The 13,602-nt window shown below is 40.6% G+C and carries 16 protein-coding genes; 5 read left to right on the top strand and 11 right to left on the bottom strand.

All coding sequences use genetic code 11. The features are described 5' to 3' along the window. Positions 1-61 precede the first annotated feature (61 nt). From FTV28_RS01185 to FTV28_RS01175, 3 genes are read right to left on the bottom strand one after another with little or no spacing between them, the layout of a single operon-like run. Positions 62-328: an MmoB/DmpM family protein gene (locus FTV28_RS01185; protein WP_004971969.1), complete on the bottom strand. Its 267-nt coding sequence runs from the start codon at positions 326-328 to the stop codon at positions 62-64. Between the two features lie 11 nt (positions 329-339). Then, complete coding sequence (locus tag FTV28_RS01180) at positions 340-1,344, bottom strand: aromatic/alkene monooxygenase hydroxylase subunit beta (protein WP_179989269.1); 1,005 nt, start codon at positions 1,342-1,344, stop codon at positions 340-342. 19 nt (positions 1,345-1,363) lie between these two features. Then, positions 1,364-1,657 carry a phenol hydroxylase subunit gene (locus tag FTV28_RS01175; RefSeq protein WP_004971972.1) on the bottom strand — a complete coding sequence of 98 codons (294 nt, stop codon included), beginning with the start codon at positions 1,655-1,657 and terminating at the stop codon, positions 1,364-1,366. A gap of 417 nt (positions 1,658-2,074) precedes the next feature. Between FTV28_RS01175 and mobR the strand changes: the two genes are divergently transcribed. Continuing rightward, positions 2,075-3,748: a phenol degradation transcriptional regulator MobR gene (gene mobR / locus FTV28_RS01170; protein WP_179989268.1), complete on the top strand. Its 1,674-nt coding sequence runs from the start codon at positions 2,075-2,077 to the stop codon at positions 3,746-3,748. 60 nt (positions 3,749-3,808) lie between these two features. On the opposite strand, the gene FTV28_RS01165 is transcribed toward mobR, so the two are convergent. The 5 genes from FTV28_RS01165 to FTV28_RS01145 form a co-directional block, all read right to left on the bottom strand. Continuing rightward, positions 3,809-4,228 (bottom strand): DsrE family protein, encoded by a 420-nt coding sequence (locus tag FTV28_RS01165; RefSeq protein ID WP_004971976.1) that lies wholly within the window; start codon positions 4,226-4,228, stop codon positions 3,809-3,811. Between the two features lie 258 nt (positions 4,229-4,486). After that, positions 4,487-4,984 (bottom strand): DUF2505 family protein, encoded by a 498-nt coding sequence (locus FTV28_RS01160; protein WP_179989267.1) that lies wholly within the window; start codon positions 4,982-4,984, stop codon positions 4,487-4,489. A 165-nt stretch (positions 4,985-5,149) separates the two neighbouring features. Continuing rightward, positions 5,150-5,434: a hypothetical protein gene (locus tag FTV28_RS01155; RefSeq protein WP_096900962.1), complete on the bottom strand. Its 285-nt coding sequence runs from the start codon at positions 5,432-5,434 to the stop codon at positions 5,150-5,152. 12 nt (positions 5,435-5,446) lie between these two features. Further along, positions 5,447-6,025 (bottom strand): nicotinamide riboside transporter PnuC, encoded by a 579-nt coding sequence (pnuC, locus tag FTV28_RS01150; protein ID WP_004971981.1) that lies wholly within the window; start codon positions 6,023-6,025, stop codon positions 5,447-5,449. Between the two features lie 157 nt (positions 6,026-6,182). Further along, the gene (locus FTV28_RS01145) at positions 6,183-6,659 is read right to left on the bottom strand and encodes a hypothetical protein (RefSeq protein WP_167845869.1); all 477 of its coding nucleotides are present in this window, start codon (positions 6,657-6,659) and stop codon (positions 6,183-6,185) included. A 281-nt stretch (positions 6,660-6,940) separates the two neighbouring features. On the opposite strand from FTV28_RS01145, the gene FTV28_RS01140 reads away from it, so the two are divergent. Then, entirely contained in the window at positions 6,941-7,408 is a 468-nt protein-coding gene (locus FTV28_RS01140) for a GNAT family N-acetyltransferase (RefSeq protein ID WP_179989266.1), read from the top strand. 102 nt (positions 7,409-7,510) lie between these two features. Here the strand turns inward: FTV28_RS01140 and cysN are convergent, their stop codons facing one another. Continuing rightward, positions 7,511-9,127, bottom strand: coding sequence for a sulfate adenylyltransferase subunit CysN (gene cysN, locus FTV28_RS01135; protein WP_096900965.1), 1,617 nt, complete (start codon positions 9,125-9,127; stop codon positions 7,511-7,513). A 144-nt stretch (positions 9,128-9,271) separates the two neighbouring features. Next, positions 9,272-10,180 carry a sulfate adenylyltransferase subunit CysD gene (cysD, locus tag FTV28_RS01130; RefSeq protein WP_026438300.1) on the bottom strand — a complete coding sequence of 303 codons (909 nt, stop codon included), beginning with the start codon at positions 10,178-10,180 and terminating at the stop codon, positions 9,272-9,274. Between the two features lie 354 nt (positions 10,181-10,534). Here cysD and FTV28_RS01125 point away from each other — a divergent pair, with 354 nt between their 5' ends. From FTV28_RS01125 to FTV28_RS01115, 3 genes are all read left to right on the top strand, one after another. After that, positions 10,535-11,065, top strand: a complete 531-nt coding sequence (locus FTV28_RS01125; RefSeq protein ID WP_096900966.1) for a hypothetical protein — start codon at positions 10,535-10,537, stop codon at positions 11,063-11,065. 126 nt (positions 11,066-11,191) lie between these two features. Beyond that, positions 11,192-11,500: a type II toxin-antitoxin system RelE/ParE family toxin gene (locus tag FTV28_RS01120; protein WP_096900967.1), complete on the top strand. Its 309-nt coding sequence runs from the start codon at positions 11,192-11,194 to the stop codon at positions 11,498-11,500. Beyond that, positions 11,497-11,778 carry a HigA family addiction module antitoxin gene (locus FTV28_RS01115; protein ID WP_004971994.1) on the top strand — a complete coding sequence of 94 codons (282 nt, stop codon included), beginning with the start codon at positions 11,497-11,499 and terminating at the stop codon, positions 11,776-11,778. Before FTV28_RS01120 ends, FTV28_RS01115 begins: the two co-directional genes overlap by 4 nt. Positions 11,779-11,851: 73 nt before the next feature. Here the strand turns inward: FTV28_RS01115 and lysS are convergent, their stop codons facing one another. Then, complete coding sequence (gene lysS, locus FTV28_RS01110; protein ID WP_096900968.1) at positions 11,852-13,378, bottom strand: lysine--tRNA ligase; 1,527 nt, start codon at positions 13,376-13,378, stop codon at positions 11,852-11,854. Positions 13,379-13,602 lie beyond the last annotated feature (224 nt).

Here is a 13,602-nt window from a genome sequence, read left to right as displayed (position 1 = left end):
CTATGCAGCAATATGTTCTGGCGGCACTGTACTCAAATTGGCTCAGTGCACATCCTTATTCCTAGTTCCAGTGCAAACGGAAACTGTCATCATCTTCTTCGACGTTGCCGCCCAACGTAATCATGTTGAGTTGTAAAGACTGAATATCCCAATCTTGTCCAAGTTTTTCAGATACCGTTTCTGCTTTAACAATCAGACCTGTTTCGCTTTCTACCCGAATCATGGCTGGCAGATATTGAATCGTGGCATCTGGGTTGTCTTCTTCAATCGCTTCAATGATGTAGCGCGACGTGTCATTGTCCTGTAATGCGAGATAAACCTTAGACATGCTGCTTCTCCTTAAGCCTGCAAAATTTGTTCGAGTTCGATGCCAATTTTTTTACTGCGTTCCAGCAGTTTTTGTTCTGCAATGTCGACTGCATCTGCAGACAACGCCTCAGCTGCCCACGCTGCAAATGCCGCTTTCACTTCAGGTAAATATTCGACTAACCACTGGCTCAACAATTGTTTGTTATGTGCAGATTCTGCAGCTGCGGTTTTAAATACGCTGTCTGACCATTTGCGTAAATCTGCCATGGCTTCCTGCATAAATTCCATCAGCATCGCCAAGTCACGTGCTTGATGCTGTGCCAACCATTGATCAAATTGGGTGTAAACCAATTCGCTCATAAAGCTGTCAATCACCAAGTTTTGTAATAAAAACAGTTTGAAATAGTCCTGCTCGATCAAACTGGTTTCACACAACTTGCGCAGTCCTTGCCATGCTTCATCCTGCATCCATGCTTGTTTGTCTGGAATTAAAGATTCGCCCGTGTTGCCATCGAGTGCCAAACCAACCCGTGAGATGTACTGCGCCATCCCTAAACGATCCATCGCAGCATAAATACAGGCTTGGGTCAGCACCGTGCCATAACCATAAGCACTGCCCGACATCATGTGTAAATTGGCAGTCTGTTCGATATGACGAAACGGCAAAAACAAGGCAATCACTTTGGCTTTGACATCTTCAGAAATATGCTCTGCCAACTGACGCTTTTCAAAAAAGCTAAAGTTACTTTCGGCAATGTCCTGCAAACGCGCACGATGCTGCACATAAGTTCCGTAATAAAACTGACGCGGGTCTTTAAATGCGTACCAATCCTGCATTTCAATTGCAGTATGGGTTTTATCATTTAAGGTTTTTTCAGGTTTCCACAGCGGACGATAGTGAAAGTTGGTTTCCGCCTGAATATCAAAACTGACTTCCTGATAACGGGTGGCTGGCTTGTTGCCAAAACGGCGCTCAATATAGGCATAGTTTTGACGAATTGGCTCAATACCCGCTGTTTTAATTTCTAAAGTCATCGCTTATCTCCTTAAGCATTCAGTGTTGATCTTCATGATCAATGTTGTATCGCTGTGCACCGACTAAAGTGTCGTGTTCAATGCCGTAACGCCATTTGTCTTCTTCAGCATCATTCACGGCTTGCTGTTGTTCGCTCATTTCCACCACTTGATTGGTTGCGCAGAACTCGCGGAATGCTTGCTGCGGTAACACCAACTCCACATATAAAGTGGGATCGTGAATGGCAAAGTCGAACTCGACAAATGCGGCATTAATATCGCCCGTTACCCGAATATATTTGGTTAAGGGCAATGCGCCTGTTGCATCCTTCATATTGTTCTCCTACAAGATCTGATTCATTCAGAACTTGCTTCAGTTGCTTCATGCATCTGTTGCTTACTTTTACTATTACAACAAGCGTGCCAACTTTATAAAAACATTGAAAAACAGCAACTTAAAAAATCTGAGTGTTTCTATAAGAATTTGGATTTCATGATTTGATGAATTTTGATGTTTAAAAAATTTAAGATTTCATGATTTGATGAAATACAGCCCGTACAGATACAAAAATTTACCCTTGGGCTTTATGCAATTCGCTTATGATAAAGACGGAATAAAAACAACAAAAACATATAGATACAACTAAATACCTTTAAGGTTTGGCATGATGCTGTTTAGGTATTATTGAATTTTCACGAATTTGCATAAGATGGCTAAACAGCCTCGAATTTAATGGATTAAACACGGCGCATGGTACGAGTAAAATACGACAGCAGCGGCAAATATGCAGGTCATCCTCAGGAAATTCACGACCTGCTTTCCAAACTACATTTTGACACTGAGCGTGGACAAATCTGGTTTGATGAATATCGCATGTTGCTGATGCATACCAGCATCATGGGCTATTTGCGTAAAGACCTTGCCAATATGATTGGAATGGAACGCACCAAACGCTTTTTTATTCGTTTGGGCTATCAGGCAGGTCTGAAAGATGCAGAAGTCACTACTAAAATGCGCCCAGGTTTAAATGAAGAACAGGCTTTTATGGCAGGGCCGCAAATGCACGGTATTCGTGGCATGGTGCAAGTTTCTGCCAATCAATTGATTTTAAATCAAAAGAAAAAACAGTTTTATGCAGACTTAAACTGGCATAACTCTTTTGAAGCCGATGTGCATGTTGAGCAATTTGGACTGAGTCACGAACCTTCCTGCTGGATGCTGCTGGGCTATGCTTGCGGTTACAGCAGTTTTGCCACAGGCATGACCATTATTTATCAGGAAGTGGAATGTAAAGCCTGCGGGCGTGAGCATTGCCGTATTATTGGTAAACAACTCAGTGAATGGGAAAATGCCGATGAGCTGATTCAGTTCATGTCGCCTGAACCGATGGAACAGGAACTCATTGCACTGCAAGCCGAATTGTATGAACTGAAAAAGTCGATTTATGCCACCAGTAAAAATGACTACAGCATGTTCAGCTCAGTCGGACAATCGGCGGCTTATCAGCAGGTGTGTGACTTACTCAAAAAAGCCGCAGGTGCCAAAGTTTCCATTTTGCTGCAAGGTGAAACAGGGGTCGGGAAAGAAGCCTTTGCCCGTGGTGTGCATGAACTGAGTCAGCGTAAAGAACATGCTTTTGTTGCGGTCAACTGCGCGGCAATTCCACCTGAACTGATTGAATCTGAACTGTTTGGTGTTGAAAAAGGTGCATTTACAGGTGCACATCAATCACGCTTAGGTAAATTTGAACGCGCCCATGGCGGTACTATTTTTTTAGATGAAGTGATTGAACTTTCGCCACGCGCTCAAGCGGCTTTGCTGCGTGTGCTACAAGAAGGTGAAGTGGAACGCGTTGGAGATTCGCAAACCCGTCATATTGATGTTCGCGTGATTGCTGCAACCAATGAAGATTTAGAACAAGTGGTTAAAGCAGGTCGTTTCCGTGCCGATTTATATTACCGTTTAAACATTTTTCCTGTGCAGATTCCACCGCTGCGTGAACGCCGTGAAGATTTACCATTATTGGTTGCACATTTCTTAAAACGCTTTGAAAAAATGTATGACAAACAAATTCAAGGCGTCAGTGAAAAAGCCACTAACTTTATGCAAAGCTATGCGTGGCCTGGCAATATTCGTGAACTGGAAAACCTGCTCGAACGTGCGGTACTACTGACGGAAGATCAACAACTGATTAAACTGAATGCCCTGTTTCCGCAAATGCACAGCGACCATACTGTAGATGAGCAAGACAGCGTAGATTTAGACACGCTTTTAACCGAAGGTTTTGATTTAGAACAGCATGAGCAACAACTGATTATCACCGCGATGCAAAAAGCCAAACACAATGTATCTGAAGCGGCACGCTTATTGGGAATTTCCCGCGCTGCACTGGATTATCGTTTAAAAAAATACGCCATGCGCTAGAAATTCCGCAATAAAAAAGCCCTGTTTTTCAACAAGGCTTTTGCATTTCAAGCAGCCGAATTACCAGCTCAGTGTCTGAGTGCCTGGACGGAAAATTGCTTCACCCATAGCATCTGGATTGGCATATTTCAGACCTTTCATTAAGTCACCTTCAACAACACCGTACTGCTCCATACACATTTTGCAGATATACACATCACCACCTTTGGCGATAATACTTTTCAGCATGTTCTGATGCTCTGCATATTTATGTTCAAAGCGGTTAGATGCCAACATTACGCCTTGATCGACCAAATAAATCGTCAGTGGATGACCTTTGCCAAATTGGTTATTGCTCATGCCAATTGCCATTTTGGTGCGGTGCGCATCACTGCTGGTAAGCAAGACAAAAAGTGGATCTTTTTTGCTCTCTGCCATTGCTGGAGATAGACTGGCAAAGGTCAGCAAAACCGATAAACATAACAACTGAATCAATTTCATGGCAGAACTCACACTCAATTTAAATCTGGTCAAAATATTAGCATAATAAATATACTATATTTAAATAATAAATTAAGACGATAGTCTGTATGCAATAAAGCCAAGCACTAAACTTTTTCAAAAATCAAAAATTGATCACTGTAAAATGACCCCAGCATCAACAATCACAATTCAATACGTCCAAAAAACAAAGCGCCACCGAAAACGGCAGCGCCAAGCATGTATTTAAGAGCAATCTTTTCTAGTAGAAATGAAGGGTTAAGCCGCTAAATTTTTCTTAAGCTCATCTTCCACAATCCCAATTTCCAACTCACTGAAACGACGGATTTCCCCTTCTGCATGTTTTTCCAACATGCCGCCAATCAATGGCACTTTAACCTTAATTGTCCAGTTTAATTGAATATCAATTTTTTCATGGTTGCCTGTCACACTACGCTCGCCTTTAGCTTCTAAAGGCAAGTTTGCACCAAGCTCCACGGTAGAAGTAAGCGCCGTTAAATGGGTCACATCATTGCGTTTTAAACGAAATGCATCTTTTAATAATTTTTTAGCCATATCTGGAATATTCACATCTAAATTATAAGCACGGCGTAAAGTGTAAATATTACCGTTCTTTTTAGATTCTAAAATTTCCAAATTTTCACCAGGAATACGCTTGCAGACTGCTTCATGCAAAGCAACATCTGCCACTAAACGCTTAAATTCGTCAATTGAAACGCCATGAATGGTGGCGTTTACAGTAAATTGATGAGCCATTTGAGTTCCTTTTATTTTGTTTATTGATGGAGTAGGTCTAGCATCATCGTGCAATATAATTTGGCTGATGCTCAACGGGTATAAGCTGTTTTATATCCTAAATACAACTTTATTTTCAGGCTATTAAAATGTTTTTTCCGCCTGCTGTCATTGACTCTATTTTGTCTATTCTGTGTGAATGATGCCAAATTCAGCGGCATAGGTTTCATGGCTATAAATAGTTAAATAATGCCCATAAAATTCAATTTTGGCATAAAAATGTTCTGCGCCATCATCTAGTCCTGTGGAACACCATGTCGTCCCTTTGGGGAAATCATCTAACCACTGGGCTTGGTAAAAATCTGCAATCGAATCAAACTGTAAATAACGCTCAGGATACGCTAAAATATCCAATGCCAATAAATCAAATTGTTTAAGCTGCGCCTGTTTAAAATCAATTAAATTGCTCATCGCTACACGCCATCACACCGCAGAATGTGCCGCATGTTGTTGTCGGATTTTATGCCATTCACGCCAGCCCAAATAAGCAAGAACCACAAAACCTGCATATAACACAGCCGTTAACAGCAACTCTTTGTAAATAAACATGCCGATATACACCAGATCGACCACAATCCATAACACCCATGTAGCCAAGTATTTACGACTGGTCCAATAGGTTGCCAATAGACTCATAGCTGCCAGTTGTGCATCCAATAAAGGCAGTGAAGCCTGCGTCCACCACTTTAAACTTAGCCCAAACAGTAAACCCAGTATGCTACTCAGTGCAATTTGCAGCCACATTTTAGAGAGTGGCAAGCTTTGAATGATGATATGTTGTTTTTGCTGCTGTGCAGTTTTCCACTGGAAAAAACCATAAACAGCCATGCCCATAAATAGGGTTTGTAATACCGTTTCGCCATACAATTGATATTCAAAGAACAAATAGGCATACAGCAAACAGGCAATAAAATTCACCACCCAGCAAGCTATATGTCGCTTAATGGTTAAGGTCACGCCTAAAACACTAATCAACACAGCAATGATTTCTAAAACTGACATTGATGCTGCCTATGTAAAAGAAAAAGGCATGATACCTCTTTTCGGGAAAATAGCGCAAAACTCAACATTTAACCAAACACTTAACTGACAAGAAGATGCTGCAATTAATTTTCAAGAAACCTCTGTAAAATCATAAACAGAAAATCAGGCATGAAAATCAATCTGTTTGAAACTGCTCTGAATTATTGTATTTATGCTCTTGCCCAAAGCGGTCTACATGGGTAATAAAAACTCCGTATTTGCCGACAAAATATTCAAGGGATTGCTCGTAAAAACTCCAGTAAATTGACCACTCCCCCAAGTCTAACTGACGAATTTGCGTATGTGCTTTGGCAGGCATTTTATTCAGCACTTCTTGTTGAATAGTTTCGGCATCTTCAGGGTCACGACTAGATACTTTTAAGCTTAAAAATATTTCTGCGATATCATCAAATAATTGCTGTTCGTATTCGGCAACTTCTTCCACCACCTCTTCTACAGGGCGCGGTGCTTTGTGGGTAATCGGGTCTTGGACAATATTGGCAATATCTTGACAGCTTTGCTGAAAAGTACGATTAATTTTTATTTTGAACCAGACTTTCCAGACTGCATATACGGCAATCAACAACAAAATCCATAACAATAGTTTTGCCATCTTGGTCTTCGCTCTTATTTCAGGCGTTTCAATAAAGTATAACCATTTCAGGGCTTAGCGTCTATTCGCTGCTGCACGCTTCAACGCTTATGCTTTAACAGATGATTCCATCCATGCATCGCTAAAAAGTGCAATGCTCAATTACACAATGATACCGATTGCCTTAAAAATAGGACTTGTGCTGCAGTATAACGCAGTAAAACACAACAATTTTCTGCTATTTCTTTAAACACTTTTCGCTTCCAATAGAGCCTTGTTTTTATCTATCACCCTAAGCCTAGATGATTAGAGCTGCACAAATTCAAGATGTCGCCAATTTGGTTGCGGTATTACACGCCAGTATTCGCTCTTGTATTCAAGATCATCAACGCAATGAAGCCAAAATTCAGGCATGGCTAGAAAATAAAAGCTATGAAAATATTTTAATGCTGCTGCATTACAACAATTGTTGGGTCTATGTCTTACAGCATGTGGTGGTTGGCTTTATTATGATGAGTGATCGCGGGCAAATTTTACAACATGCCATTGCCCCCGAAGTACAACAACGCGGTATTGGTCAAGCCTTATTATTTGAAGCAATGAGCGATTTACAGCGCAAAAATGTATCGCATATAAGTGTATTTAGCACGCAGACTGCTTTAAGTTTTTTTGAAAAAAATGGCTTTGAAATACAACCTCAAAAAATTAACTATGGACACTTCACGCCCATGCTCAAACATCTCAATAGCGAACCCTTAGATCGCACTTAAAAAACAAACTTTCCAATATAGTGAACGCACATAAGAAAACCGCTTTCAGGTGAAAGCGGTTTTTTATTGGATGTGGATTCGATTTTATAAACGAATCTAATTTTATAAGCGAACTAGGGCAATAATTTTTTCTGCCAGTTCTTCTGTAGCTGTCGCAGTCAACTCTGCATCTGCACCACTGTTTACATCACTAATGACCACAATGCCCGTTTCGCGGAGTAATGCAACCTGCGCAGCATCTAAACCTGCTTTGGCAATGGCAACAATACCCTGCTGAATCAGCAAGCTTTCAAGTGCTTGTGCCTGTTCAAGTGCTTGGCTTGGTACACATACCGCTGCAGGTTTTTGACCTAAACGTGCAGCACGGTCTTCGGCTGTTACAGGTGTACTGTGTGCAGTCCATTCTACGCAAGCTTCAACCATACCTGCGCCAATGGTCACGTTATTTAAACGATCAATGAAAATAAACGAACCCGTATAACGACTGTCTTGATAACGGTCAAATACCACAGGCGCATCAAATTCGATGGTGACATTGGCAATTGCATTCAGTTCAAGCTGTTCAACCTGCACCTGTTCCAAAGTATTCACATTGGTACGGTAATGAATGGCTGTGACTTTTGCAGGCACAGTTTGTGTACCCACTTTTAAGTTATACAGCTTGCCAATAGATAGTGGCTGATCAGCCATCCACACCACAGTGGCATTTACAGCACGTGAAATTTCAGGACGCACTTGATCTTCACGCACCAACACATTACCACGTGAAATATCAATTTCATCGTTCAGTGTTAGGGTAACTGCTTGACCTGCAATTGCATGTTCAAGATTGCCATCAAAAGTCACAATCTCTTTTACTGTCGAGCTTTTGCCCGATGGCAATGCCACAATGCGGTCACCCACATGAATATCGCCCAAAGCAATCGTGCCGCAGAAACCACGGAAGTCAAGGTTTGGACGGTTGACATACTGCACAGGGAAACGGAAATCATTTTGAGCCGAGTTACGGTTAATTTCTACCGACTCCAATGTTCCCATTAAAGTATCGCCTGTGTACCAAGGGGTATGCTCAGACTTGTTCACCACGTTATCGCCATTTAAGGCAGAAATTGGCGTGAAAATAATATTCGATGGTTTACGATCACCCAGTTGATTCACAAAGTTCGCATATTCCGTCTGAATTTCGTTAAATCGTGCTTCTGAATAATCCACCAAATCCATTTTATTGATAGCAACCACAATATTGTTAATGCCCAATAAACTAGAAATAAAAGTATGACGACGGGTCTGAGTTTGTACGCCATAACGCGCATCAATCAAAATAATCGCCAAGTCACAAGTCGATGCACCTGTTGCCATGTTACGTGTATATTGCTCATGCCCAGGTGTATCGGCAATGATGAACTTACGCTTTTCAGTAGAAAAATAACGATAAGCCACATCAATGGTAATGCCCTGCTCACGCTCGGCTTGCAAACCATCGACCAATAAAGCTAAATCAGGTGCATCGCCCGTAGTGCCGACTTTTTTCGAGTCACGAGTCACGGCTTGTAATTGATCTTCATAAATCAATTTTGAGTCATACAACAAACGACCAATTAATGTCGATTTACCATCGTCTACGTTACCGCAAGTTAAAAAGCGCAGTAGATCTTTGTTTTCGTGCTGTTTTAAATACGCCAAAATATCTTGGCTAATTAAATTCGATTGATGAGACATTGCTCAAAGCTCCACATATTTTTTAGAAATCGGTTTTTTAATCTTTAATCCCTCTAAATCTCCCTTTTATAAAGGGAGGCTTTGCTCCGCTTTTTATAAGTCCCTCTTTATAAAGAGGGGTTTGGGGAGATTTTTCAGGAGAGATTAGAAGTAACCTTCTTGCTTTTTCTTTTCCATCGAGCCAGCTTCATCGTGGTCAATCATACGACCCTGACGCTCTGAACTGGTTGCCAATAGCATTTCCTGAATAATTTCAGGCAAGGTATTCGCTTCTGATTCGACTGCACCCGTAAGTGGATAACAACCTAAAGTACGGAAGCGTACCGATTTCATTTGTGGAACTTCACCTTCTAGCAACGGCATGCGTTCGTCATCGACCATAATTAAAGTGCCGCTACGCTCAACGACAGGACGTTCTGCAGCCAAATACAACGGTACTAATGGAATACTTTCGAGGTAAATGTATTGCCAAATATCCAATTCAGTCCAGTTAGACAATGGGAACACACGAATACTTTCGCCTTTATTGACCTTGCCATTATACAAATTCCACAATTCAGGACGCTGATTTTTCGGGTCCCAACGATGTTTTGCATCACGGAAAGAATAAACACGTTCTTTGGCACGTGATTTTTCCTCATCACGACGCGCGCCACCAAATGCCGCATCAAAACCGTATTTATCTAAAGCTTGTTTTAAGCCTTGGGTTTTCATGATGTCGGTATATTTAGAACTGCCATGATCGAATGGGTTAATGTTGGCATCTACCCCTTCTTTATTTTGATGAACAATCAAGTCAAAACCGTGCTGTTTTGCCATGTTGTCACGGAAAGTGATCATGTCTTTGAATTTCCAGCCTGTATCCACATGTAACAGTGGAAATGGCAGTTTCGCTGGATAGAATGCTTTTAAAGCCAAATGCAACATTACCGCTGAATCTTTACCAATCGAATACAACATGACTGGATTTTCAAACTCGGCTGCAACTTCACGGATAATATGAATACTCTCAGCTTCAAGCTGTTTAAGATGAGTAAGTCTTTCCTGATTTATTGACATTGATCACACCAGATGTACTTAAACTTGTGTACGAATAACACAGATAGAATTTGATTTTCATTATAGTGACTTAGTTATGCAGACTATTGCTTGTTTTATTATATTTATATGCAAAAAGCTCATATAAAAGAAAACCAATAAGCAGTATAAGTTTTATTTAATCAATAGTTTATTCCATCATATATTGAAATTTAACGTCATTCTCGCTACGTTTGATACATACAAATCGCGCTTACAAGCTGCTCATTTTTGAATAACTTCATAGATTATTCATCTAATTCAGTGCTTCAAGCATGAACAAAAAATGCTTAAAGTAAAAACATATTTTTTTATTTTTAAGATGCTCCCATGCCACAGATTGAACAGATCAAATCCAAACTTGAACAGGCGCAGCTGGCTGGTTTTTTGTATCAGCACAGCCCTGAGCTACTCGTCCTACAAGAGCCTTTAAACGATGATGCTTCAATGCTGAATGTTTTTGTGCAACATGAACTCAGTGCAGATCAGATTGGGCTGCAATTTGGTTTGCGTTGCCGTGATCAACAACTCTCCTTTTTAATAGGCGTGACGCATAGCAATCAAGACCGCAGCTATGAAATTGGTGCGGGCAATTTAAAGGCCGAACAAAAAGCCTTTAACTTAATGTATGCATTTTATAATTATCCTAAAGGTTTTTATTTGGTAGATGTGCCTTTAAATGCAACCACGGCAGAACTGCATCAAGCGATTGAAACGCAATTATTTTCGCAAGAAAAACTGGATTTCTTAAACACTGCTATTAAAACCAACCCCATGGGTACACAAGTAACTTGGATGAAAGCGCATATTTTGCAGCAAGCTTTAGAGATGAAAGTACGGATTCAAACGGCGTTGTTATAAGCATCATCACTTTAAGTTTCTGCGGATTACGCAAGATACACTTAAACCCCGCCAAAACTGGTTGATTGATTAAACTCGAAATTATCGTATACTGTACATATACACAATACACTTGGATACTAAGGCTTGATTAAGAGTTTTAAACATAAAGGTCTTCAGGCTTTTTTCCAAACTGGTTCAACAGCAGGTATTCAAGCAGCGCATTCTACAAAATTACGTTTAATACTTGCAGCACTACATGCTGCATCTACGGTGAATGATTTGCGAACTCCACCCAATTGGCGTTTACATAAATTGAGTGGAAATCTACAAGATCAATGGTCACTAACAGTAAATGGTAATTGGCGTGTAATTTTTAAATTTGAAGATGGTGATGTCTACATTGTAGATTATTTGGATTATCACATAGCTTCTAGCGCAGGAGTACAAAGATGAATATGATGTTTAATGCACCTCATCCGGGCGAAATGTTGCGCGAATATATTGGTGAAACTTCTGTGACTGAAGTGGCTCAAGCACTTGGAGTGACACGTGCAAACCTATCTCGCATTTTGAATGGTCATACTGGAATTTCTGCAGATATGGCGATTCGTTTGAGTGAAGCCTTAGAAACCTCACCAGAGTTTTGGTTGAATTTACAAATGCAGCATGATTTATGGCTTGCCAGTCAACGCCAGCGACCTATGATCAAAAAATTGGTGGCAAGTGTTTAACTTTAAGTTACAACAAAAAAACAACCTGCATTTCTGCAGGTTGTTTTTTATGTCGTCAACGATGCGCTAAAACTTAGTTTTTATGACGCATGTGTGGGAATAAAATCACATCACGGATACTCGCAGCGTTGGCAAACAACATTACCAAACGGTCAATCCCGATGCCCTCACCTGCAGTTGGTGGTAAGCCGTATTCCAAAGCTTCAACAAAGTCTGCATCGTAATGCATCGCTTCATCATCGCCTGCGTCTTTTTCTGCAACCTGTGCTTGGAAACGCTCAGCTTGGTCAATCGGGTCATTTAATTCTGAGAAACCATTCGCCAATTCACGACCACCAATAAAGAACTCAAAACGGTCAGTAATGTGTGGGTTATCGTCATTACGACGTGCCAAAGGCGACGTTTCTGCAGGATATTCTGTAATGAAAGTCGGCTGACGTAATTGAGTTTCTACGGTTTCTTCAAACACGATGGTTTGTAGTTTGCCCAAACCAAAACCAGGCTTCACCTGTTCTTTCAATTCTTCCTGCACAAATTTAGCCAAGAAATCACGGTCATTAACATTTTCTGGCGTGAATTGTGGATTATGCTCAAGAATGGCATCAAACATAGAAATTTTCTTGAATGGGCCTTTGAAGCTATACACTTCATCGCCATACGGCACATCGGTAGTACCCAAAATATCCAAAGCCAGTTTTTCTAGCATTTGCTCAGTCAATGCCATCAAATCTTTATAGTCGGCATAAGCTTGGTAGAATTCGATCATGGTAAATTCAGGGTTATGACGTGTAGACACCCCTTCATTACGGAAGTTACGGTTAATTTCAAACACACGTTCAAAACCGCCAACCACTAAACGCTTTAAATATAATTCGGGCGCAATACGCAAGAATAACGGCATATCTAAAGCATTATGATGCGTTTCAAATGGACGTGCCGATGCACCGCCAGGAATCACATGCATCATTGGCGTTTCAACTTCCATAAAACGCTGTTCAGTTAAAAATGCACGAATACCCGAAACCACTTTGGCACGAATTTCAAAGGTTTTACGGGTGTCTTCATTTACGATTAAGTCTAAATAACGCTTACGATATTTCGCTTCGGTATCGCTTAAACCATGATATTTGTCTGGTAATGGACGTAAAGATTTGGTCAACAATTCAAAATGTTGAATATGAACATATAAATCGCCTTTGCCTGAACGACCAATATAGCCTTTCACTGCGATAATATCGCCCAAATCTAGGCTCTTGATCGTCTCTAATGTTTCAGCACTAAGTTCTTTACGCGCCACATACAACTGAATACGACCTGTCATGTCTTGAATTACGATGAATGAACCGCGGTTCAACATCACACGACCTGCTACAGACACATACACTTTTTCGCCTGCTTCAATTTCTTCTTTAGAAACTTCTGCGAATTGTGCCTGCAAATCTTCTGCGTAGTTTTCACGCTTAAACGTATTTGGCCAAGGGCTAGTTCCCTTCGCCTGCGCTTGTTCTTGAATTTGCTTTAACTTGGCATGACGCTGCGCAATTAAATCGTTTTCGGAAATAGTGGGTTCAGAAGTCGATTGAGCGTTATGTTGCGTCATCTCTGCCTCGAATAATTACTAAAAAAAGAAGTTCAATAGAATAGCAGATTTAGACACGATTTCGTATGCCTTCTCTGACTCGAGCAATTTATTTTTTAAATTGCCACTTGCTTTTGTGATTTTTTGTAGACTTAGACCAAAAGCTAACTTCTTTCTCAGACTAAGCGCACTACAATATTGTTCAGAAAATAGATGAAAAAGACCGTATTTTGCTGTTTTTAAAC

It is taken from the genome of Acinetobacter sp. YH12252 (assembly GCF_013417365.1).
In the GTDB taxonomy this organism is placed as follows: domain Bacteria; phylum Pseudomonadota; class Gammaproteobacteria; order Pseudomonadales; family Moraxellaceae; genus Acinetobacter; species Acinetobacter towneri.
Note: the sequence above shows the minus strand (reverse complement) of the source record. Positions and strands in the feature narration are given on the sequence as shown.